At 56.8% G+C, this 21215-nt stretch carries 22 protein-coding genes; 14 read left to right on the top strand and 8 right to left on the bottom strand.

What is annotated here, in order from left to right; all coding sequences use genetic code 11:
- Positions 1-24 precede the first annotated feature (24 nt).
- Positions 25-165, bottom strand: coding sequence for a hypothetical protein (locus tag ACFQZG_RS24560; protein WP_378157394.1), 141 nt, complete (start codon positions 163-165; stop codon positions 25-27).
- A gap of 154 nt (positions 166-319) precedes the next feature.
- On the opposite strand from ACFQZG_RS24560, the gene ACFQZG_RS24555 reads away from it, so the two are divergent.
- From ACFQZG_RS24555 to ACFQZG_RS24535, 5 genes are all read left to right on the top strand, one after another.
- Positions 320-1186: a hypothetical protein gene (locus ACFQZG_RS24555; protein WP_378157393.1), complete on the top strand. Its 867-nt coding sequence runs from the start codon at positions 320-322 to the stop codon at positions 1184-1186.
- A gap of 86 nt (positions 1187-1272) precedes the next feature.
- Positions 1273-1722, top strand: coding sequence for a YdeI/OmpD-associated family protein (locus ACFQZG_RS24550; protein ID WP_378157392.1), 450 nt, complete (start codon positions 1273-1275; stop codon positions 1720-1722).
- Complete coding sequence (locus ACFQZG_RS24545) at positions 1722-2492, top strand: helix-turn-helix domain-containing protein (RefSeq protein ID WP_378157391.1); 771 nt, start codon at positions 1722-1724, stop codon at positions 2490-2492. The genes ACFQZG_RS24550 and ACFQZG_RS24545 overlap by 1 nt, the downstream gene beginning before the upstream one ends.
- 68 nt (positions 2493-2560) lie before the next feature.
- The gene (locus ACFQZG_RS24540; RefSeq protein ID WP_378157390.1) at positions 2561-2959 is read left to right on the top strand and encodes a DUF1398 family protein; all 399 of its coding nucleotides are present in this window, start codon (positions 2561-2563) and stop codon (positions 2957-2959) included.
- A gap of 238 nt (positions 2960-3197) precedes the next feature.
- Positions 3198-3629, top strand: a complete 432-nt coding sequence (locus ACFQZG_RS24535) for a rhodanese-like domain-containing protein (RefSeq protein ID WP_378157389.1) — start codon at positions 3198-3200, stop codon at positions 3627-3629.
- A gap of 66 nt (positions 3630-3695) precedes the next feature.
- On the opposite strand, the gene ACFQZG_RS24530 is transcribed toward ACFQZG_RS24535, so the two are convergent.
- Together ACFQZG_RS24530 and ACFQZG_RS24525 are read right to left on the bottom strand one after the other, a co-directional pair.
- Positions 3696-4613 (bottom strand): polysaccharide deacetylase family protein, encoded by a 918-nt coding sequence (locus ACFQZG_RS24530; protein ID WP_378157388.1) that lies wholly within the window; start codon positions 4611-4613, stop codon positions 3696-3698.
- Positions 4603-5889 carry an MFS transporter gene (locus ACFQZG_RS24525; protein WP_378157387.1) on the bottom strand — a complete coding sequence of 429 codons (1287 nt, stop codon included), beginning with the start codon at positions 5887-5889 and terminating at the stop codon, positions 4603-4605. Before ACFQZG_RS24525 ends, ACFQZG_RS24530 begins: the two co-directional genes overlap by 11 nt.
- 136 nt (positions 5890-6025) lie before the next feature.
- Between ACFQZG_RS24525 and ACFQZG_RS24520 the strand changes: the two genes are divergently transcribed.
- The 4 genes from ACFQZG_RS24520 to ACFQZG_RS24505 all read left to right on the top strand — a co-directional run bounded on the left by ACFQZG_RS24520 (position 6026) and on the right by ACFQZG_RS24505 (position 11692).
- Positions 6026-8392 (top strand): alpha-L-rhamnosidase-related protein, encoded by a 2367-nt coding sequence (locus ACFQZG_RS24520; RefSeq protein WP_378157386.1) that lies wholly within the window; start codon positions 6026-6028, stop codon positions 8390-8392.
- A gap of 324 nt (positions 8393-8716) precedes the next feature.
- Complete coding sequence (locus tag ACFQZG_RS24515; RefSeq protein ID WP_378157385.1) at positions 8717-10429, top strand: putative bifunctional diguanylate cyclase/phosphodiesterase; 1713 nt, start codon at positions 8717-8719, stop codon at positions 10427-10429.
- 96 nt (positions 10430-10525) lie between these two features.
- Positions 10526-10993, top strand: coding sequence for a phage tail protein (locus tag ACFQZG_RS24510; protein ID WP_378157383.1), 468 nt, complete (start codon positions 10526-10528; stop codon positions 10991-10993).
- Positions 10994-11134: 141 nt separating this feature from the next.
- Positions 11135-11692 (top strand): NADPH-dependent FMN reductase, encoded by a 558-nt coding sequence (locus tag ACFQZG_RS24505; RefSeq protein WP_378157382.1) that lies wholly within the window; start codon positions 11135-11137, stop codon positions 11690-11692.
- A gap of 70 nt (positions 11693-11762) precedes the next feature.
- Here ACFQZG_RS24505 and ACFQZG_RS24500 read toward each other — a convergent pair whose 3' ends face one another.
- Positions 11763-12341 carry a TetR/AcrR family transcriptional regulator gene (locus ACFQZG_RS24500; RefSeq protein WP_378157380.1) on the bottom strand — a complete coding sequence of 193 codons (579 nt, stop codon included), beginning with the start codon at positions 12339-12341 and terminating at the stop codon, positions 11763-11765.
- Positions 12342-12521: 180 nt separating this feature from the next.
- Between ACFQZG_RS24500 and ACFQZG_RS24495 the strand changes: the two genes are divergently transcribed.
- From ACFQZG_RS24495 to ACFQZG_RS24480, 4 genes are all read left to right on the top strand, one after another.
- Positions 12522-13766, top strand: a complete 1245-nt coding sequence (locus tag ACFQZG_RS24495; RefSeq protein ID WP_378157378.1) for an MFS transporter — start codon at positions 12522-12524, stop codon at positions 13764-13766.
- A 163-nt stretch (positions 13767-13929) separates the two neighbouring features.
- Positions 13930-15120 carry a serine hydrolase domain-containing protein gene (locus tag ACFQZG_RS24490; protein ID WP_378157376.1) on the top strand — a complete coding sequence of 397 codons (1191 nt, stop codon included), beginning with the start codon at positions 13930-13932 and terminating at the stop codon, positions 15118-15120.
- Positions 15121-15153: 33 nt separating this feature from the next.
- Complete coding sequence (locus tag ACFQZG_RS24485; protein ID WP_378157374.1) at positions 15154-15693, top strand: LytTR family DNA-binding domain-containing protein; 540 nt, start codon at positions 15154-15156, stop codon at positions 15691-15693.
- A gap of 21 nt (positions 15694-15714) precedes the next feature.
- Positions 15715-16146, top strand: coding sequence for a hypothetical protein (locus ACFQZG_RS24480; protein WP_378157404.1), 432 nt, complete (start codon positions 15715-15717; stop codon positions 16144-16146).
- 73 nt (positions 16147-16219) lie between these two features.
- Here the strand turns inward: ACFQZG_RS24480 and ACFQZG_RS24475 are convergent, their stop codons facing one another.
- The 3 genes from ACFQZG_RS24475 to ACFQZG_RS24465 form a co-directional block, all read right to left on the bottom strand.
- Entirely contained in the window at positions 16220-16837 is a 618-nt protein-coding gene (locus ACFQZG_RS24475) for a hypothetical protein (protein WP_378157372.1), read from the bottom strand.
- A 179-nt stretch (positions 16838-17016) separates the two neighbouring features.
- A complete protein-coding gene (gene nspC, locus ACFQZG_RS24470) occupies positions 17017-18144 on the bottom strand; it encodes a carboxynorspermidine decarboxylase (RefSeq protein WP_378157370.1) in 1128 nt (375 codons plus the stop codon).
- A gap of 3 nt (positions 18145-18147) precedes the next feature.
- Entirely contained in the window at positions 18148-19395 is a 1248-nt protein-coding gene (locus ACFQZG_RS24465) for a saccharopine dehydrogenase family protein (RefSeq protein WP_378157368.1), read from the bottom strand.
- Between the two features lie 613 nt (positions 19396-20008).
- Here ACFQZG_RS24465 and ACFQZG_RS24460 point away from each other — a divergent pair.
- Positions 20009-20602 carry a YdeI/OmpD-associated family protein gene (locus tag ACFQZG_RS24460; RefSeq protein WP_378157366.1) on the top strand — a complete coding sequence of 198 codons (594 nt, stop codon included), beginning with the start codon at positions 20009-20011 and terminating at the stop codon, positions 20600-20602.
- Positions 20603-20654: 52 nt separating this feature from the next.
- Here ACFQZG_RS24460 and ACFQZG_RS24455 read toward each other — a convergent pair whose 3' ends face one another.
- Positions 20655-21203, bottom strand: a complete 549-nt coding sequence (locus tag ACFQZG_RS24455; protein WP_378157365.1) for a LemA family protein — start codon at positions 21201-21203, stop codon at positions 20655-20657.
- Positions 21204-21215: the final 12 nt, after the last annotated feature.

Here is a 21215-nt window from a genome sequence, read left to right as displayed (position 1 = left end):
CCGGACTACGGCCGTTTGTATTGGTTACGCCGTCCGCTCCCAGAACCGCCCCTGCGCGATTCCGTTAATGAACGCTTGGATCGTCGACCGGTCCAGATCGTAGACGCCTACGCCGTCCGGCTTCACCCGGCAGGACGCTAACGCTTGTGGATCGGCGAGCTTCATGCATGAACCACTCGACTGGAAGCGAAATGCATGTATTTTCCTCTAATCGCCAGAGCGCTATTCACGTTCCGGAAGGAAGCGGTCGCGCGGTCGTGAATGTTCCTTCTCGCAACGGCAACAATATCCTTATCGTAAACGATGGAGGGTTGCCGTTTTGCCGAATTTCGTTCCCTTCGCAATCATAGCCGCCGCTTCGTCTATCACGCTGTGCGCGCTGCTCGTCCGATTCCGAAGCCGATGGCCTGCCGTTCTGTCGTTATCGTACTCGGGCATGATCTTCGTCTTCGAGTTCTTCATATTCATCCTGTGGGATTCTTACGAATATAAGCCGGGCGTCCTCCCGATTCCTTACTACGACAATACGCTCGGAGCGCTCGTCTCCAACTTGTTCGTCGTGCCTGTGGTCGCGACATTAATCGCGGCGCTCCGGTTGCGCACGCGGTGGATTCTGCTGTTCGCCTTCGGCCTGGGCGGCATCGAATGGCTGTTCGTTCACATACGGGTGTATGAGTTGCACTGGTGGCGAGTCGGGTATACGGTAGCAACGCTCGTCTTCTTCTTCTCCTTGGCGAAGTTCTGGATGCGCAAGCTGCGCGAAGGTTGCCCGCGGTATGTATTCGTATCGTTGTGGATGGCGGCCTGGAGCTTGGCGGGAACATTCATCTACCTGCTCGCGGTGTCCGGCGTACGAACCTTTCAGCCGGGCGTATTCGATGACGTCTACCGAGACGATCTGTTCGCCGGGGCAATCGCGGGCTTCTTCAAGGCGTTGATCCTTGCATGGGTCGTCTACCGTTATCGGGGCGTATGGCCGAAAATCGGGGGATTGGCCGTTATTGCCGCCGCGAACCTGTTGTTGATCCGCTTGGATATCTTGAACATTCATGTGGCGCTATGGCTGTATTGGCTGATGTACATGTGTTGTTGCGTATTGGTGTGTTGCCTCGTCTGGTTGTCGCTACGGTCCATGAGGCGCATGGAAGCGGATGGTTCTAGTTCGGCGCTTACCGACGACCTGTAAGAGCGTACCGGATTGCCAGGATTTCGATAGTGCGCTACAGTAGGGCTACGAAAACACGAATCATGATGATCCAGGGAGGGACTCTCATGAAATTCAAAGCGATGCTGGAGCTCAGCAAGAAGACCGCGACCGGCATTCAAGTGCCGGACGAAATCGTCGAGGCGCTCGGCGCCGGCAAGAAACCGCCGGTAACGGTGACGATCGGTTCTTACACGTACCGCAGCACGGTCGCGTCGATGGGCGGCAGGTTCATGCTGCCGGTCAGCCAGGAGAACCGGACCGGAGCGGGCATTCAGGCCGGCGACGAGATCGAAGTCGAGCTCGCGCTGGACACCGCGCCGCGGGAGTTAGAGGTGCCGCAGGACTTGGCGGACAAGTTGGACCTTGATCCGGAGGCTCGGCGATTCTTCGATGCGTTGTCCTATAGCAACAAGCGCCGATTCGTCTTGAACATCGAAGGGGCCAAGAGCGCGGAGACGCGGCAGCGGCGCGTCGAGAAGTCCGTCGAGCTGCTGCGCGAAGGGAAGCTTCAGTAATGATCGTCCTGCGCTCGAAGCGGTTGGCGCCTTACGTCGATAAGCTGGCATGGTACGGGGACGGAGCGGGCGAACCGTTCACGGTGTACCCGGATCTGTATCCCGTCATGGGGTTCCAGGCGGTGGGCCGCACCTCTCTCGTGAATGGCGGGCAGCCGGAGCCGTTGACGTCGGCGGGAGTAACCGGGATTCATCGGCTCCCGAAGACGTTCCGCAACACCGCCGCCTTCTCGTCGGTCCTCGTCTACTTCAAGCCGGAAGCGTTGTACGGATGGAAGTTATTCAGTCCGAAGGAGATCGCGGAGTCGAGCGTCGCGCTCGCCGATTGCGGGATATCGCGGGCGGTGTTGGAGCGGCTACCGGAGCTGCAGGCTAACGATCCCAGAGAGTTCCTCGCTTACATGGAGGAGTCGATCTGGCAGCTCGTGAAGGACATTCCGATCGATCCTTGGGCGGAGTGGGCCGTGAATCGCATCCGTCAGACGAACGGCTCCGTTCGCGTGGGCGAATTGGCGGAAGAGTCGACCTTGGGCAGAAGGCAATTCGAGCGTCGGTTCGCCGAGAGAATCGGCATTCCGCCGAAGACGCTCGGGCAGATCGCGAAGTTCCGGCACGTCCTGCGGGCGCTGCCGTCTTCCGACAGCCTCACGCGGATCGCGCATGACGCCGATTACTTCGACCAATCGCATCTGATCAAGGAGATTCGCAAGAGAACCGGTCTGACGCCCGGGCAACTGCACGCCGCGGAGAAATTTCGAATTTCGCCCTGAATGTCGCATTTTTACAATGGATCGGACTCTCCTCCGGTTATCCTAATGGCGAGAGGAGCGGATGAGAGATGAATATCGAAGAAGTCGAACGAATCAGCCGGGTGTCCAAGAGCGAGAAGTGGCCATATCCGAGAACGTTCCAGGAGTTGCTCGGCGCGGGCGTCGTATCCTACCGGACAAGCCTCGTCGACGGAAGCACCTTGTTCCGTGGGACGGGCGCACAGTACGAGGAGCCGCACGACCCGTCGTACGCGGCGCTTCAGGTGGCGGAGAGGTTCCAAGCCGATGCCGTGAAGCGGGGGTTGGAGCACCATCAGCAGCACCGAACGCCGTTCTCGGCGTTCCTACGGGACATGGCCGATGCGGGCGTAAGGTTCTACGAAGTGAACATGAGCGAGCGTACGATCGATTACACGAGCGGTCGGCCCGGAGAATCCTACGTGGAGGCTGTTCCCGTATTCGAATAACGCGATGCATGGAGTTGCCGGAGAAGCCGGCGTTGCGGCGATATTCGGTCCAGAACCTTCTACGAAGGAAGCCGTATCTTCATGGGACAAGACGCGTCGATGTTCGTTCTGGATTCCCGGAAACCATGAATTATCGAAATCATTGATGTCTCGAATAGAATTCTATCGATAACTCCATTAGTCGAGGCCGTGCTATAGTGATGTCAATCAAATGATATCGCTATTGGAGGTCAATCTAATGACAACGATTCGCTCTCTCGTACTGGAGACGCCGGCCGCTTCCCCCGAACATACGCATCGCCATTATATGAACAAGCTTGCCGTGGAGACGGACGTATCGGACGTGCGTTACGACATGAAGAACGGCGTCGCCGACTTCGTCCTCGCCGACGTCCGCAGCGCCCAAGCCTACGAGGAATGCCATGTGCCCGGCGCGATCAATCTTCCGTCGAGCGGGATCAGCGCGGAGACGACCGCCGCGTTATCCAAGGAGCAGCTCATCGTCGTCTATTGCTGGGGCCCGGCATGCAACGGCGGCACGAAAGCCGCGGCTCGCTTGTCCGCCCTCGGCTTCCGGGTGAAGGAGATGCTCGGCGGCATCGAGTATTGGCGCAAGGAAGGGCATGACGTCGAAGGAACGCATGGGCATTCGGCTTGCATGGTCGGGTGATAAGCAAATGAAAACCCGTCGGGAGTTGGGCTTCCGACGGGTTCTTATGTTGACCTATTCCATCGATTATCTCCGCAGTAACTCCCTCGCCAGCGTCCACGCCGACTTGAGCCTCGATACTTTACCGTGCTTCTGGATATACCGGTAATCGGTAAGCATCACTCCGGCGTCGCGGATCGCGTAGCCGAAGTCGTCGTCCAGCATCAGCCGGTACTCCCACACTCTTTTCTCCCAATGAGGAACGCCCGCCTGCATAGCGGCATCGTCGATGGCCGGATGGATGTACGTCTCGCTAATGCCATCGGGCAGCCGATACAGCTTGGCGATCAGCGACTGCTTGAACGTCTCGTACGTCTCGCCCGGCAATACCTCGAACGGATGCGAGAGCAGATAATCCGGAACCGGGACCCCGAGCACGCCCGCGAGCGACGACGCCTTGGCGACGATACGTTCGACGCCGGGAATGCCGGCCAGAAGCGGATCTTCCGGGTGCACGTTACGGAACAACCGGAACGGCACGCCCCACTTGGCGCATTGCCGCAGCGCTTGCGGAATATGGCTTCTTCCCGTTGCCGTTCCGTATAAGCTGCCCATATGGTTGTCGGCATGGGTAATCCGAATGCCGTACCCTCGCACCGCGTCGTACTGGGCGCGCAGCTCCGCCATGACGGCAACCGTGTCGGCCTTCCGCTCGAACTCCGCGACCGTATGGTGCATGTACCCGCTGTCGTCGTGCAGCGAAGGATGCCCGGTCAGGCTGCGCCAGCGGATCGCGTCGAACTCGCTCGTCAACGTCAGATGGAGGCCGATATTATCCAGCCCTTTCTTCGCGCTCCACTCCGCGGCTTCCCGGAAACCCGGCGCCGGCGCCATCAGCGTCGCGGACGACACCTTGCGCTCCTCGAGCAGATGCATGATCGCAGCGTTCATAGGCGGGCTCTGGCCGAAGTCGTCGCAGTTAACGATGAGCAGCTTAGGACTCATGGGCCTTCTTCCTTTCGATTGTCATGAACAGCGATACGAGGAAGGAGATGCAGAGCAGGCCGAACGGGATGACGCTGATCAAGTAACGGAACGTCGATTCGGGATCGGGTCCCGGATCGTCCCCGCTCTCGTAGCCGAAGACGAGGCCGACGATCAGGAACGCGACCGCCGCGATCAAGCCGCTGGAGCGGGTAACGAACCCGCCGACCGCGGTATAGATGCCTTCCCTTCTGCTGCCCGTCTTCTCGTAATCGCGGTCGATGATAAGGCTGCTTACGACCGGCGGCGTCACGAGGAAGCCGGCCAGCCCGAAGCCGACCAAGATGCCGGCCAGAATGCCGCCGATCAGGTTCGAACCGAACCAGAGCGGAATGACCGACAGGGCGTAAGCGAGCAACGAGATTCGCCAGCCTTTGACCGGATCCACCTTATTCATGATCCAATACCATACCGCGACGAGCGGAATAACCGAGACGAAGACCGAAGCGAACAAGATCGTGTTCTGGGCTTCGGGAATGTCCAGCACGTATTTGGCGTAGAAGGGAATGGTCGAAGCGAGCAGTCCGTTCACGGTTTGCGCGAAGGAATTGGCGATGTTGAAGATCCAGAACGGTTTGTTGCGGAACGTCATCTTGAACGCGTCTTTCATTCGCATCTGCGGCGCCTTCTGGGCTTCCGCGTCTTCTTGGATGTTCGCGAGGAACAACAGCATGAGCCCGCAGAAAATAAGCGCGTACACGATCGACATGTTGCCGTAGCCGATGGCATCGAACAAGATCGGCGTCGCGGCCGTGCCGATTAGGATCGCCACGATCTGATAGCCTTGCTGAATCGCCGACGCCTTCGCCCGTAGCCGGTTGCCCTTGAACAGCTCCGGGAACAGCGCGCCGTAGTTCACCCAGATGACCGTCGATACTGCCTCGAAGAACACGAGCGCTATCAGGAACCACGTGAACAGTCCGGCCTCCGACAACTCCTTCGGCGGGCTGAACACCATAACGAAGGACAGCATGAACAGCGGAATCGCGCCGAATAGCCACGGTCGCCGTCGGCCGAAGCGCGATTGCGTGCAATCGGACAAGTAGCCGGCAAGCGGCTGGTTCACGGCGTCCCAGACGAGGAACACGGTGCGCGCGATCGTCGCGAGCGCGACGCCGAGGCCTAGCGTGTCGACGTAATAGTAGAAGTAGAAAGCTCCGAATGCTTGGCTTGGGATCATCATCGCCAGCATTCCTAACGCGAACATCGTCGGGGTATTGCGCGGTCGCTTACTCATCCTGTCACTCCTTAGGTCGCATAGCTTCATTATAGTATCGCGCGCATGTTAATCCAGCAAAAAAATGTAGATTGATGAGGAAGACGTTAATCGGTAGGGTAAACCTGATATCGAACGGACATCAGGAGGAGAGCGAATGGGCAAGCCATGGGAACAGAAGCCGGATTGGGCATGCCGTTGGGTACATTGCGTGGATGACGGACAACCTCCGCTCGTCGCGGTCTATCGTTGCAAGTTCACGGTGAGCGAGGTTCTCCGCGTACGGGTACGGGTATCCGGCGATGAACGATATGATCTGTATCTAGACGGTAACCGGATCGGCCGAGGGAGCGAACGGGGAGACCGCTGCAATTGGTTCTACGAGACGTATGAAGTCGAGATCGCTGCCGGAGAACATCAATGGATCGCGCGCTGTTGGGCGCTCGGAGCGCACAGGCCATGGGCGCAGGTAAGCGTGCGGCATGGATTCCTGCTAAGTCCCGAAGAGGAGGCGCTCGCGCCGCTGATGGGTACCGGAATCGCCCGGTGGGAAACGAAGCCAATGCCGGGTTATCGCGTCGTACCGACGCCTTCCGGCATCGGTACGGGCGGGAAGCTGGATATCGACGGTCGTTCCTTCGATTGGGACGCGATGTCGGGGGAAGGCGGCGGTTGGGTTCCCGCGCAGCTTGGAGAGCATGTCTACCTTCGAACGGACCAATACCACTACTCGGCGACGCAGCGCCTCATGCGCCCGGCTACGTTGCCTGCCATGCGGGAGATAAGCTTCTACCCGGCCGCAATACGCTTTATCGAGCAAGCCGGCGTGGCGGAGGCGGACGGACAGCCGATCGACGCAAGCCGCGACCTATCGGACGATTATGGGAGCTGGAAAGGGCTTCTTGCCGGCCGACCGGTAGATGTACCGGCTTATACCCGAAGACGAGTCATTGTCGATCTAGGCGATTATTATTGTCTGTATCCGGAGCTTGTCGTATCGGGAGGGAGAGGCTCCGTCATTCGGCTCAGCTGGGAGGAGTCCATGTACGACGAGGCGCAAGGCCACCGCAAGACGAACCGGGACGACGTCGCGGGCAAATGGTTCCGCGGCGTCGGCGATACGTTCCGTCCGGACGGCGGATCCGATCGGTCGTTCGATACGTTGTGGTGGCACGCGGGACGGTATGCCGAGCTGATCGTGGAGACGGAAGGCGAACCGCTATGCCTTAAGGAATTGAGGCTTCTGGAGACGAGATATCCGCTCGCGATGGAGGGCTGGATAACGACCAGCGACGAACGCCTGAACGACGTCTTCGCGGCTTCCTTCCGGACGCTGCAGATGTGCGCGCACGAGACGTACATGGATTGCCCCTATTGGGAACAGCTCATGTACGTGGGCGATACGCGAATACAGTCGCTGATCACCTATATAAGCACGGTCGACGATCGCTTGCCGCGCAAGGCGCTGGACATGTTCCGGGCTTCCCGAAGCAACCATCTGGGGCTCGTGAACTGCGCGTACCCGGAACACGGCGGCAAGCATATCTCCTCCTTCTCCTTGTGGTGGGTGGCGATGGTCTATGATTTCGCCCTGTGGAGAGGCGACCGCGAATGGATTCGAGTCATGATGTCCAGCGTACGGGACGAGCTGGAGCGGCTCCTCTGCAACCGCTCGGCGAACGGGGCGGTGAAGCTGCCGGTATCCTGGAACTTCATGGACTGGCAGACCGCGCCTTCGGAAGGGTGGAGCGATGGCGAGCCGCCGCATGGACCGGATCGATTGAACGCGGCCTTCAATCTGCTCATCGTTCATGTCTTGGAGCTGACGGCGAAGATCGAAGCCTACTTGGGGGAGACTGAGCTGGCAGCGAGGGCGACGCGGCTAGCCGAGGAGCTGGGCGCAGTCGTCGAGCGGCTGTTCTGGAACGAGGAGAGAGAGCTGTTCGCGGACGACACCGGGCATCGGTATTATTCCGAGCATGCCCAGGTGTTGGCCATCCTGTGCGAGTCCGTATCCCCTAGACTCATAAGCCGTATCGTGCCTGAAGTATGGGGGGCACCGGCACCCGACTTGATGCGTACAAGCATTTACTTCGACCATTACACGTTCGAAGCGCTTGCTGCATCCGGACGCATCGATACGCTAATGGCGAGACTCGAGCCTTGGTTCGGCATGGAGGAGCGCGGTCTGAAGACGACGCCGGAAATTTTCCTGGACGATACGCGTTCGGATTGCCATGCTTGGGGCGCTCACCCGATTTACCATGCCTATACGAACCTGCTCGGCATTCGTCCGGCGTCGATGGGCTTCGCATCGGTCGTCATTCGTCCGCAGCCGGGAACGTTAACGTACGTGCACGGCAAGCTTCCGCACGCGAACGGCTTTATCGAAGCGAGGGTAGAGTACGCGGGCAATCTTTGGCTAATTGAGGCTACGCTTCCCGAAGGATTACCCGGCACGCTCGAATGGGCTCGCGAGAGTTATCCGTTGAAGGCGGGGCTCAACGAGTTCCGATTCCGTTGAATCCTATTCGGGCTATCCTTCGCGGGATGGCCCGTTTTTGTCATTTGGGATAAGCCGCCCGGCAACTAATTGTGGTAAAATTTAAGAAAAATCCAAAGAGGGACTACCATGGAATGGAATGCCGGACCGATCTATAGCGCGATTGTAATTGCAATCATTATACTGATCTATTCCAGGGAATACGGCGGTATAAAGACAATCCAAAATCAGATGTTCCGCATTTCATTGTTGACTACCATTGCATCTATGATCACCTTGATGGCATCGGTAGCTTTGAACATGGAGATGTCCAAGTACCCTTTGTTTTTGGTCGAGTTGTTCAATGTGGCAAGCAGAATCGCGATGACCGTAATCGCGCCCCTCTTTTTCTACTACACGATTTCGATCGTTTGGACGAGCAAAGAAGTTTTTTTCAAGTGGATACGATTCACGGCATGGATTTATGTCGCTTTTGCGCTGATGATCGCGAGTTCGCCTTTTACGGGAATCATCTATAAGGTTTCGGACGATTACGAAGTCATAAGCGGACCGCTGTATAGCTTAATGTACGCCGTACCGGCCGTGTACATCGTGATCGTATTCGTTAATTTGATTTTCGCGCGGCATAGATTATCGAGAAGTTTGAGCCTTGTTATTTTGTCGTTCCCCGTTCTGTGCCTGATTTTCGTAACGGTCGAATATTACTATCCTCATATCTTGATTTCGAGTACGGCCGCGACGGCATCCTTGGTCATTTCTTACTTGTATATTCAGAACAAAAAAATACTGGAGGACGATTTGACGGGCACGATGAACCGTCGCGCTTTCGCCAAAGTCGTAAGCATGCGCTTGGAGGACGGCAGCCCGCGTAAAATCGTTCTTGTAAGCCTAATCGAATTTAAAACCATCAATAACCAATACGGCGAGCGGATCGGGGATCGCGTTCTGCAAGCAGTGGCCTATTATTTGATGAATTTGCGGCCGGATGCGCAAGTGTTCCGTCTATCGGGCGACGAGTTTGCGCTATTGACTTCGGTTAACGAGAATCAGGGGTTAGTCGAAACGATCGGCGAGCGCATGTTCCGGCATTGGGCCATAGAAGGAATTAAGCTTACGGTCAGCGCCACGATCGCCGAGCTCGATATTCCCGAAGTGACGGATACGCTCGAAGATACGGTTCATGTACTGGAATATTGCATTCGCGAGCAGAAGTCCCTGCATAAGAGCAGCAGGATTACGATCAATAACGAAGCGTTGGAACGCATGCGCCGCAAAAATAAAGTATACGAGTATTTGAAGCTGATCATTCGCAAGCGCGAGCTGGACGTGGTGTATCAGCCTATTTATCATGCCGACACCGACAGCTATCCCGTATTCGAAGCGTTGGCCAGACTGACCAGTCCGGAGCTGGGACCGATTTCGCCGCCGGAATTCATCGCGATAGCGGAGGAAAAAGGGCTTATCGGCCGCTTGGGCGAAGTGTTGCTGGAGCAAGTATGCAGAACGATCAAACGGCTGGAAAGCGAAGGCATCGCGTTTCAGCATATCAATATCAATATTTCGCCCATACAAATGATGAACGACAATATGGTCGGGGAAGTAGAACATGTACTTCTGCAACAACGTATAGATCCTTCTCGCATTCATCTTGAAATCACGGAAAGCGTAGTGATCGATAATTTCGACAAGATCAACGACGTCATGAACGGTTTCAATCGTCGCGGCATTCAGTTTAGCTTGGATGATTACGGGACGGGCTATTCTAACTTATCGAACATTATTCACTTGCCCTTCAAGGGAATCAAGATCGATAAATCTTTGTTGTACCGAGCCTCGGATTGCCAATCGACTTTCGTCATTATTCAGGCGTTGTCCCGCTCCTTGCAGCAGATCGGCAAACATATCGTGATCGAAGGCGTGGAGACGGAGGGACATATCCAGTTGGCCCGCGCGATCGGTTGCGACTACATGCAAGGGTATTATTTCGCCAAGCCGATGACGAACGAGAACCTGATCGCTTTTCTGCAACGAGAGACCATGAGAAGCGAGGCGAGATGAGAATTCGTTGACAAGACACCGAATGGTGTCCTATAATAAAAATGTCACCAAAAGGTGTCCGATGAACGTTAGACAATTGGAAACGGAGGCATGAACATGTCGTATGTCGTTGATTTCGTAAAGGTGTCTACTGTCGGATTGGAGTCTTCTCCGGTAGCCGAAGCGCTTGCCGGGTTGCGCGCGAACGAAGCCCGTTACTTCATGAATAAATATAAGCACGTCTTCACCGTCGTGCCGGCGAGCGAGAGCCGGGATACGCTGGATTACGTGAACCGGATCTTGCAAGAAGAGCGCGGCATCGCATTCGCGGCCAAGCCGCTCGAGACGTCGCGCGTCGAAGTGGACAATATCGTGTGGACGTTCGTCTTCTACGAAGACGGTCTCGGGGTCAACGTCTTGTACACGTTGGACGATCCGAAGAAGCGGGCCGTCGGCTTCAAGCTCTCGGAAGGAATGGAAGTGCCGAAGGAGCTCGAAGAGAAGAAGTTCAAGTTCGCGAGGCAGAAGTCCAAGCTGGCCGGAACGATTCGGGGAACGTTCTTCGTGATCAAAGGTCAATATTAATTCGGCCGTCTTGCCATAAGTTTCCTCGTGGGCTACGATATTGCTGGGGATATCCGGTTGTTCGCCGGCTTCTTCGACTCTAACGTCCGAGAGAGCGCGCGATAATGCGGATACCCACGCACATAGCGGGAGGAATCATACATGAGCAAGATCGCCATCATCGTGGGAAGCACGCGTCCGGGACGCAAGGCATTGGACGTCGCCCGTTGGGTGCACGACATCGCGTCCAAGCGCGGCGACGCCGAATACGAGATCGTGGATATCGCGGCGTTCAACCTGCCGATCTACGACGAGCCGGTTCCGCCTGCCGTCGGATCGTACAAGCATGAACATACGCAGGTTTGGTCCGAGAAGATCAAGGGCTTCGACGGCTACGTGTTCGTCACGCCGGAATACAACCATTCCACGACGGCCGCGCTGAAGAACGCGATCGATTACCTGTACCGCGAATGGAACGACAAGGCTGCCGGTTTCGTTAGCTACGGCAGCGCCGGAGGCACGCGGGCGGTCGAGCATCTGCGCCAGATCGTGGGCGAGCTTCGGATGGCGGACGTGCAAGCTTCGGTATCGTTGTCGCTGTTCCACGACTTCGAGAACTTCTCCGTTCTCAAGCCCGGGGAGAAGCAGGAAACATCGGTCAACAATATGCTTAGCCAAGTCGTCGCCTGGAGCGGCGCGCTGAAGACATTGCGAGCGTGAGAATCGAATAGGCAAACATAAGGCGAAGAAGGGAACAATCCTTCTTTGCCTTTTTCTTCGCCCGAATTCTTTACTCCGAGCGAAGCCCTTCGAACGCGAAGTCGATCAGACGCGAGACGTAAGCCTCGTCCAACGTCGCGCCCGTCACGAGCAGACGGTAGAAGATCGGTCCGTAGAGGAGGTCGATGCAGACGTCGACGTCCAGTCCCGGCTTCAATTCCCCCAGTCGAACGCCCTTCTCCAGCAACCCTCTGGCCTCAAGCCGTCGCGGCGCGAAGAACCTCGTCCGATAGGCTTCCGCCAACCCGGCGTCGAATTGCCCTTCGCCGAGCAACTCCGTAATGATCTTCCCTTCCCGGCTCGTTAAGAACCCGGCCAGATTCGAGGCGTGGACCCTTAAATCCGCCATCGCCGAGCTCGTATCGGGCACCGGCAACCGGGCCGTCGCGGCGTGAAGATAGCCTTCCATGACGACCGCCGCTTTATTGGGCCACCATTTGTAGATCGTCGCTTTGCTTACTTGGGCACGATCGGCGATCTTGTCGACCGTGACGGCCTGGAATCCGCCTTCCAGCAATAACGCGTAGGAGGCGGCAAGAATCGCGTGCTGCGCTTCGACGTTACGCGGTCTGCCTCGTTTGCTATTCATCGGAATCGACGCCTTTCGTTCCTGTAGTCAGGCTAGATAAATGAAACTATACGTTCAGTATACGAATGGCGGAGGGAGAAAGAAAGTCGCTATTTACAAAACTATACGTTCAGTATATTATCTAGTTATCTAATTAATGAACTAAACGTTCAGTATTTAAAAAGAGACGGAGGAACGACCATGAAGAGAGCCGAGGAAACTACCGTACCGGCGGGCCGGAGGAGCCTGACGGCAGGGTTAACATTGCTGCTGGCCGCCGCTTGCGGCATCATCGTGGCGAATTTGTACTATGCGCAGCCCTTGATCGGGGAAATCGGGGCTTCGGTCGGAATGTCGGCAAGCGGATCCGGCTTGATCGTCACCGTTATGCAGATCGGGTATGCCGCCGGCTTGCTGTTCATCGTGCCGATGGCGGACATCGTCGAGAATCGCAAGCTGATCGTCCTCTTGTTGTTGCTCGCGGGTAGCGCGCTCGCCGCCATGGCCCTGTCGAACGAAGCGTTGCCCTTACTGGGAGCTTCGATAGCCATCGGGCTTGGCGCGGTCGCCGCGCAAGTGCTCGTGCCGCTAGCTTCGACGCTGGTCCCCGAATCCTCCCGCGGCCGAACGGTCGGCAACGTCATGAGCGGCTTGTTGCTCGGCATCATGCTGGCGCGCCCGATCGCGAGCCTGGTAGCCGATTCGTTCGGCTGGCACGCCGTATACGCCCTGTCCGCCGCCTTGACGTTCCTGTTGGCGATCGTATTGGGGAGGGCTTTGCCCGAGCGGCGATCCTCGGCGAATGTTCGCTATGCGGCAATCGTCGGATCGATGTGGCGCTTGCTTCGCGCGACCCCGGTGCTGAGGCGGCGGGCGATCTATCAAGCCTGCTCGTTCGCAACGTTCAGCTTGTTCTGGACGACGGTAACGTTACGGTTGACCGGACCTGCCTACGGCTTCTCGCAGCAAGACATGGCTTTGTTCGCGTTAGCCGGCGTCGCCGGAGCTGCGGCCGCCCCGTTCGCCGGGCGATTGGCAGACGGAGGCTGGACGAAGCCCGCGACGGGAATCGCGCTGGCGACGGTCATACTGTCCATCTCATTGCCGCTGATCGTTCAGGGGAACGACTTCGAAGCAATCGCGATCCTCACGGGGGCTGCCGTGTTGCTGGATGCCGGCGTATCCGTGAACCTGGTGCTCGGACAGCGCGCGCTCTTCGCGATGAGTCCGGACATTCGCGGGCGGTTGAACGGGCTATTCATGGCGATATTCTTCCTCGGCGGCGCAGCCGGTTCGGCGATCGGGAGCTGGGCTTACGCAACGGGAGGATGGAACGCCGCGTTGGCGGCCGGCATGGCGTTCCCGCTCGCGGCTTTCGTCTATTATGGCACGGAGTTCTTCAGGTCGCGCGCAATTCAAGCCGCTCAAGAAACCGCCTCTTCGTGAAGAGGCGGTTCTGCGTTATTACGCATGCAGAACGCCCATCCGTTCACCCCCCTCTCAAGCCGCCTTACCCCCGATTTTCGACCGCATAGCCGATAAGTCTATTACGCCGATTCGCCGCCGGGTAGAGTAGGGGAAGAACAAGCCGACGGAGGGCGAGAGGCGGATGAGAATGAAGATCGTATGGCTGGTATTGGCGGGCATCGTCGTGCTCGGAGGGATCGGATTCGGCGTGCTTGCGTATATGAACAGACCGATCTCGGAAGAAGCGGTCACGGAGAAGATTCAGCGTCATCTCGAGAAGGTCGTCGCGAAGAGCGATTCTCTCTCGAGCGCAATGTTCACGATCTACTCCGAACGGACGGGATATTTCGAGCAATTCGCGGTCGGCACCGCGCATCGGGACTCCGACGAACCGGTACGGACGGACAGCCCTTATCATTCGGCCAGCGTCGGGAAGACGATGAACGCGGCCGTCTTCGGAATGCTCGTCGACGAAGGCAAGATCGGCTTCGACGATCCGATCGCGACCTGGTTGGGCGAAGACGTCCTCGATAGATTGTTCGTGGTCGGAGGCATCGACTATAGCGATCAAGTCACCGTCGGGCAGTTGCTGAGCCATACGTCGGGCGTCGCCGATTATTTCGAGGGACCTGTCGTGAACGGGCCGACAATGCTGCAGCTCCTGAAGAGCGAGCCGGATCGGACCTTTACGCCGGCGGACCTGCTCGCGTTCACCCGAGAGCGCCAAGTGCCGGCCGGCTTGCCGGGACGGCAATTCCATTACTCGGATACGGGCTACATTCTGCTCGGCCTCATCCTGGAGAAGATCGAAGGCAAGCCTTACGCGGATATTCTAGAGCAGCGAATCTTCGACCCGCTCGGCATGAACGACAGCTACTTGATGTTCTACGGAGACGCGGCGGCCGATCCGATCGGCATCTATATCGACGAGATCGATTTGAGCGACAGGAATGCGTTATCGGTCGACTGGTCGGGCGGCGGCGTCGTGACGACGATGGACGATCTGTTGACGTTCATGAAGGCGCTGACGAGGGGAACCTTGCTGTCCGACGAAACGTACGGCCGGATGACCGACTTCCGGCACCGTTACGAGAAGGGTATCGATTACGGGATGGGGATGATGTATTTCGACTTCGGCGAGCTGTCGTTCCTCCTCAAGCTGAGCGGGATGAAGGACGTCTACGGCGCCGTCGGAGCGACGGGTACGTACGCGCTGTACGACGAAGAGAAGGATGCGTACTTCATCGGCAACTTCGGGTCGCTCGATTATGCCGAGAAAGGCATCGAAGAGTTGGTCGCAATCCGCATGATCTATGATAGGATGAAAGAATAATCGCGCATTCATCAATCGTCCTTAGGAGACACGATGGTTCAATTAGTGTGCTCGGCCCAAGCCTACGACAAGTTGCGGCAGGAATTGAACAGGAACCGGATCGAGATCGCGGAGGACGCCGAGTGGGCGCTGGTCGAGCGGGGATACGCGCTCCCGGAAGGGAAGCGGTGCATCGTCTTCGAACCCATCGACTACATGGACGTCGTGAGGCTGCTCGTCTCCGGCTTGCAGGAAGACGTCCCTTACCGCGATGCGCTGACTGGGTTAAGCGACAACAAGTTCGCGGTCATCGAGCCGAGGGACGTCGTCTATCTCGAAGCGGGATCCGACGGGCTGGCAGCCTATACGAAAGCCAATCGGTACTTCGTCAAGGAGACGCTGCAGCATTACGAGGCGCTGTGGTCCGCGAAGGGCTTCCTTCGGATCAATAAGTCTCAGCTCGCCAATCTGCTGCGCGTCAAAGAGATCGTCCCGTGGTTCAACTCCAGGTACGTGCTTCGCATGGATAACGGCGCGGAGCTCGAAGTATCGAAGATGTATTCGAAGAAGCTGCGCCATACTCTCAACCTATAGGTGAACATAATCGTGGAGAAGATGAATCTCGTCAATGTCGTGAAGTCGTTCTTCCTCGGTCTCTTCCTGGGCGTCGTGCTGCTATTCTACGACTCCGCGGACGCGACGTTCAAGTATCGGGCGCTAACCTTGCTGGCGAGCGGCAGCATCGGCTTCGTCATCGGATTGATCACGGAATGGCTGACGGCGATTCTTCCGATCAGCCTCGCGAGAGCCCGGATGTACTTCCTGATCAATAACTTAATCGCCTTGGGCGTTACGACGATCCTCATGGGGGCCATGTACGCCATCGCGAGCGGCGCGGAGGGGAACGAAGGCGAGTTCGTGCCGGTCCTGTTCCTCGTATTGGGCATCATCTGTATCGCCAATCTGTTCGATTACGCGATGTACCGGCGAGCGCAGAAGAAGCTGAGGACGTTCAAGGCTTCGCATGGAGAACCGGATCTCAAATAACGTCCGTCGACAACGAAGGCCCGCGTCCTCCGGAGGGAGAACGCGGGCCTTGCCGTAGAGAAAGACCGAACCGTTATTGCGCGGCCGCTTCCGGGAACACGGACGTGTCGAACGTCTCGCCGGTGCTCTCGTCGATCATGTTGAAGGTGATCTTCATGTCCGCCTTGTCAACGCCGGAGTAGACTTGATACATCATGCTCTGCATCATGAGTCCGAACAGAACGAGTCCGTCCGGGCTGTCCGGAGATTCGTACGCGGCTTTGTCGACGGTGATGTTGTATTCCTTGAACGTCTCTTCGTCATAGGTCAACTCTTTAATGGAAGTAGCGTTGCCTTCCGCATGCACGCCTTCGATGACCGCCGTCAGCTCCGAATGGTACTTCTCCAGCAGCTTGTCGAGGTTGTCGCGGGAGATCGATACGGACACGCTGCCGTCCGCGTTCTCGACGACGTTCGTGCCGCCCGCTTCTTTCACTTCGGCGGTCATGCCCTCAACGTCCCCGTTCTCGTTCAATTCGGCCGGGAAGACGATAGTAACGTCTTCTCCGCTCGCCGCTTCGCCCGATGCGGCCGCGCTGCTTGCCGGCGCTTCGCTGCCCGCGCCCGCGTTATTGCCGTTCTCCTCTTTGTTGCCCGAGCACCCTGCGATGAACAGCGCGATCAGCAAGACCAATATCCATGCTTGTTTCATTGCTCTCTCTCCTTGTCCCCAGTGAATGTCCCCAGTGAAGTTCCTATGCAATAAGAACGGTTCCATTATGAGCCAAGGAAGAAGATTATGTCAAATCCTGTCGAAACCCTAATCGATCTAGCTCTGACAATGAAAAAAGCCGGAACCGGTTAGGAACCGGTTCCGGCTGTACCGCGCGATTACGCGAGCCTTGTTTTGAAATCCTCGTATCCGAACGTACGAACGACGCGGCAGTCGCCGTCCTTGTCTTGCACCGCGATGGCCGGAAGCGCCATGCCGTTGAACGTGTTCGTCTTGACCATCGAGTAGATCGCCATGTCTCCGAACACGACCTTGTCGCCGTGCTTCAGCGGCCCGTCGAACGAGTAATCGCCGATGACGTCGCCCGTCAGGCAGGTCATGCCGGTCAGCCGGTACAGGTACGGCTTCTCGCCGGCCTCGCCCGAGCCGAACACCGGCGGACGATACGGCATCTCCAGCACGTCCGGCATGTGGCACGTCGCGGACGTATCGAGAATGGCGATGTCGATGCCGTTCTTGTGCAGCTCGAGCACGGAGGCGACCAGGTAGCCGGCGTTCAGCGCGACCGCTTCGCCCGGTTCCAGGTACACCTTCAGGCCGTACTTGTCTTGCATCCGCTTGATGCAAGCTTCGAGCGTGGCGATATCGTAGTCTTCGCGCGTGATGTGGTGACCGCCGCCGAAGTTGATCCACTCCATGCGCGGCAGCCATTCGCCGAACTTCTCTTCGACCGCCCGCAGCGTCGTCTCGAGATCGTCGGAGTTCTGCTGGCAGAGGGTGTGGAAGTGAAGGCCCGACACGCCGTCGAGCAGATCCGGACGGAAGTCTTCGAGCTTGACGCCGAACCGGGAGCCCGGGGAGCACGGATCGTAGATCTCGTGCCCCACTTGCGTCGAGCATTCCGGGTTGATGCGCACGCCGATCTGACGACCGGCCTTCAGCGCCTTGTCCTTGAACTTCTCCAACTGGGAGAAGGAGTTGAATACGATATGATCGCAGATCGCGAGGATCTCGTCGATCTCGTCGTCCCGGTACGCGGGGGCGAAGACGTGATTCTCTTTGCCCATCGCTTCGTGGCCGAGCTTGGCTTCGAATAAACCGCTTGCGGTCGTGCCGTTCAAGTATTCGCCGATGAGGGGGTACAACGTTGTCATGGAAAATGCTTTTTGGGCCAGAATAATCTTGGCTCCCGTGCGCTGTATGACGCCGCTAAGGATCCGCAGATTGTTCTCGATGAGCGCCTCATCGACGACGAAGCAAGGCGTAGGCAGTTGGTCTAACCGCATCGGTTAGCGAACCGCCGCGTGTTGTTTGGAAGCCGCCGGCGTTTCTTCGCCGTCGTCGACCAGAACAGGATTAAAGTCTTCTACCCATGGAAGTCCCCATTTGTTCAACTCTTCCATGAACGGATCCGGATCGAACTCTTCGATGTTGTAGACGCCCGGTTTGTTCCATTTGCCCGTCATGACCATCGCCGCGCCGATCATCGCGGGAACGCCGGTCGTGTAGGAGATCGCTTGGGAGCCTACCTCGCGGTAGCACTCTTGGTGATCGCAGATGTTGTACACGTAGTACGACTTCGGTTGGCCGTCCTTCTTGCCTTGGATGATGCAGCCGATGTTCGTCTTGCCGACCGTGCGCGGTCCGAGCGAAGCCGGATCCGGCAATACGGCTTTCAGGAATTGCAGCGGAATGATCTGCTTGCCTTCGAATTCGATCGGCTCGATCGAAGTCATGCCGACGTTCTCCAGAGCGCGAAGGTGCGTCAGGTAGCTTTGGCCGAACGTCATGAAGAAGCGGATGCGCTTCAGGCCGGGCATGTTGAGCGCGAGGGACTCGAGCTCTTCGTGGTACAGCAGGTACATGTCTTTCGGACCGACGCCCTTGAAGTCGTATTCGCGCTTGATTTCCATCGGCTTCGTCTCGATCCATTCGCCGTTCTCCCAGTAGCGGCCGTTAGCCGATACTTCGCGGATGTTGATCTCCGGGTTGAAGTTCGTCGCGAACGGATAGCCGTGGTCGCCGCCGTTGCAGTCCAGGATGTCGATGTATTCGATCTCGTCGAAGTAGTGCTTCAGCGCATAGGCGGAGAACACGCCCGTTACGCCGGGGTCGAAGCCGCTGCCGAGAAGGGCCGTAATGCCGGCTTTCTCGAAGCGCTCGCGGTACTCCCATTGCCATTTGTATTCGAACTTCGCCGTATCTTCCGGCTCGTAGTTAGCGGTGTCCATGTAGTGCGTCTTCGTCGCCAGGCAGGCGTCCATGATCGTCAGGTCTTGGTAAGGAAGCGCCAGGTTCATGACGATGTCCGGTTTGAAATCCATGATCAATTCGACGAGGTCTTCCACGCTGTCCGCATCGACTTGCGCGGTATGGATAATCGTCTTGCCGCCGTCCAGCTTAGCCTTGAGCGCGTCGCATTTGGACTTCGTACGGCTCGCGATCATGATTTCCTCGAATACCTCGCTGTTTTGTACGCATTTGTGAATCGCTACGGAGGCCACTCCGCCACAACCGATGATTAGTGCTTTTCCCATTTCTCAGTCTCCCTTACTCGATAGTTTTCCTTGATTTCTGCCGCTTATTACGCACAAAAAAACAAGTGGTCAAGACGCTTCATCGCGTATCACACTTGTTTTGATATAGTTAAATATTAAATGTCACCGATACCCGGGACATGGCTCTCCAAAGAAAGCCCCTTAATATTCAAAATATATCGTCGTTAACGAATCAGAGTCTATATAGCAAATAATCGCTTTTGCCACTCTTATTGATCGTTTCACAAGTTATGTGCGATGCAATGCACTGGTCGATGTACAACCAAACTTATAAAATTTGAGCTATTCGCTCAATCAATAAGGCAACTTAAGTTGCCAGTCGGCATTTGACCCGGCTGTCCGTATGGCCTTAACTTCCGTAATGGAGAGTGGTCAAGAATTATTCGCTTGGAAAGACTCCGTTATATTTTGAATACCTGCTTTCCAACAACGCAATCTCATAATATCATAATCGCTAGAGATAGCAATATCTATTTCGACATTTCCTTTTTTCTTCTTCGAATACGCGGGAATAGTAATTACTGGACATCATATGACGCAGTGCATGGACGGCTGTGGGCGGATCGAAAATAACGGAGCGAGGTGTTCCCGAATGACCGTTGGTACGAAGAATCGGAAGGTCGACGGCTTCATGCGCAAGGCCAAGCAGTGGAAAGAGGAATTCGAGAAGCTCAGAGAGATCGTGCTCGACTGCGAGCTGACCGAAGACATCAAGTGGATGCATCCTTGTTATATGCATGAGGATAAGAACATCGTGCTTATCCATGGATTCAAGGACTATTGCGCGCTGCTGTTTCACAAAGGAGCTTTGCTGAAGGATCCTCACGGCATTCTGATTCAACAGACGGAGAACGTGCAGGCGGCTCGCCAGCTTCGGTTCACGAGCGCCGAGCAGATCGACGAGATGCAACTGATCATCAAGACGTACATAGACGAAGCCATCGAGATCGAGAAGTCCGGCCAGAAGGTGGAGTACAAGAAGAGCTCGGATTACCCGGTTCCCGAGGAGCTGAGCAATAAATTCGTCGAGCTTCCCGATCTGAAGACGGCCTTCGAGGCGCTGACGCCGGGCAGGCAACGGGGGTATCTGTACTTCTTCAACCAAGCCAAACAAGCGAAGACGAGGGAGTCGCGGATCGAGAAGTACATCAATCACATTCTCGACGGCAAGGGAATAGACGACTAGATCGCAATCGCATGCAAGAAGGCCATCCGCGGCGGGATGGCCTTCTTCATCGTTACAGCTTAATGCGCGGAGTCGCTTTCTCCGCTTCGTCGACATGGTAGAAGGTCAACTCGCGGAAGCCGAACAGGCTCGCGATGATATTCGTCGGGACGCTCTGCACCGCCGTGTTGAATGCTTCCACGGTGTCGTTGTAGAACTGTCTGCCGAACCGGACCTTGTCCTCGAGCTCGGCCAGCTGCTGCTTCAAGTACAGGAAGTTCTCGCTGGCCTTCAAGTCCGGATAGTTCTCCGATACCGCGATCAGGCGGCCGAGCACGCCCGACATCTCGCCGTTGATCGCGGCCTTGTCTTGCGCCGAATCCACGGACGCGAATTTCGTCCTCATCTCGGTCAACCGGGTCAGCGTCTCTTTCTCGTAAGTCATATACGCAGACACCGTGTCCACCAGGTTCGGAACGAGATCGAACCGATTCTTGAGCAGAATGTCGATCTGCGACCAATTGTTGCGGGCGCGGTTGCGCAGCAGAACGAGACGGTTATACAGGATGATGCCCCATATTACGATAATCGCCGCGATACCCAAGCCGATGTACAATTCCATGCGTATTGCCTC

Origin of the sequence: Cohnella sp. GCM10027633, from assembly GCF_042675445.1 — a bacterium.
Taxonomy (GTDB): domain Bacteria; phylum Bacillota; class Bacilli; order Paenibacillales; family Paenibacillaceae; genus Cohnella.
This window is presented reverse-complemented; position numbering and strand designations above follow the sequence as displayed.

Bases quoted from the DNA above. Each gene is read 5' to 3' on its own strand.
- ACFQZG_RS24560 (WP_378157394.1), bottom strand. From the start codon at position 165: ATGAAGCTCGCCGATCCACAAGCGTTAGCGTCCTGCCGGGTGAAGCCG.
- ACFQZG_RS24550 (WP_378157392.1), top strand. From the start codon at position 1,273: ATGAAATTCAAAGCGATGCTGGAGCTCAGCAAGAAGACCGCGACCGGC.
- ACFQZG_RS24545 (WP_378157391.1), top strand. From the start codon at position 1,722: ATGATCGTCCTGCGCTCGAAGCGGTTGGCGCCTTACGTCGATAAGCTG.
- ACFQZG_RS24540 (WP_378157390.1), top strand. From the start codon at position 2,561: ATGAATATCGAAGAAGTCGAACGAATCAGCCGGGTGTCCAAGAGCGAG.
- ACFQZG_RS24535 (WP_378157389.1), top strand. From the start codon at position 3,198: ATGACAACGATTCGCTCTCTCGTACTGGAGACGCCGGCCGCTTCCCCC.
- ACFQZG_RS24530 (WP_378157388.1), bottom strand. From the start codon at position 4,613: ATGAGTCCTAAGCTGCTCATCGTTAACTGCGACGACTTCGGCCAGAGC.
- ACFQZG_RS24525 (WP_378157387.1), bottom strand. From the start codon at position 5,889: ATGAGTAAGCGACCGCGCAATACCCCGACGATGTTCGCGTTAGGAATG.
- ACFQZG_RS24520 (WP_378157386.1), top strand. From the start codon at position 6,026: ATGGGCAAGCCATGGGAACAGAAGCCGGATTGGGCATGCCGTTGGGTA.
- ACFQZG_RS24510 (WP_378157383.1), top strand. From the start codon at position 10,526: ATGTCGTATGTCGTTGATTTCGTAAAGGTGTCTACTGTCGGATTGGAG.
- ACFQZG_RS24505 (WP_378157382.1), top strand. From the start codon at position 11,135: ATGAGCAAGATCGCCATCATCGTGGGAAGCACGCGTCCGGGACGCAAG.
- ACFQZG_RS24500 (WP_378157380.1), bottom strand. From the start codon at position 12,341: ATGAATAGCAAACGAGGCAGACCGCGTAACGTCGAAGCGCAGCACGCG.
- ACFQZG_RS24495 (WP_378157378.1), top strand. From the start codon at position 12,522: ATGAAGAGAGCCGAGGAAACTACCGTACCGGCGGGCCGGAGGAGCCTG.
- ACFQZG_RS24490 (WP_378157376.1), top strand. From the start codon at position 13,930: ATGAGAATGAAGATCGTATGGCTGGTATTGGCGGGCATCGTCGTGCTC.
- ACFQZG_RS24485 (WP_378157374.1), top strand. From the start codon at position 15,154: ATGGTTCAATTAGTGTGCTCGGCCCAAGCCTACGACAAGTTGCGGCAG.
- ACFQZG_RS24480 (WP_378157404.1), top strand. From the start codon at position 15,715: ATGAATCTCGTCAATGTCGTGAAGTCGTTCTTCCTCGGTCTCTTCCTG.
- ACFQZG_RS24475 (WP_378157372.1), bottom strand. From the start codon at position 16,837: ATGAAACAAGCATGGATATTGGTCTTGCTGATCGCGCTGTTCATCGCA.
- nspC (WP_378157370.1), bottom strand. From the start codon at position 18,144: ATGCGGTTAGACCAACTGCCTACGCCTTGCTTCGTCGTCGATGAGGCG.
- ACFQZG_RS24465 (WP_378157368.1), bottom strand. From the start codon at position 19,395: ATGGGAAAAGCACTAATCATCGGTTGTGGCGGAGTGGCCTCCGTAGCG.
- ACFQZG_RS24460 (WP_378157366.1), top strand. From the start codon at position 20,009: ATGACCGTTGGTACGAAGAATCGGAAGGTCGACGGCTTCATGCGCAAG.
- ACFQZG_RS24455 (WP_378157365.1), bottom strand. From the start codon at position 21,203: ATGGAATTGTACATCGGCTTGGGTATCGCGGCGATTATCGTAATATGG.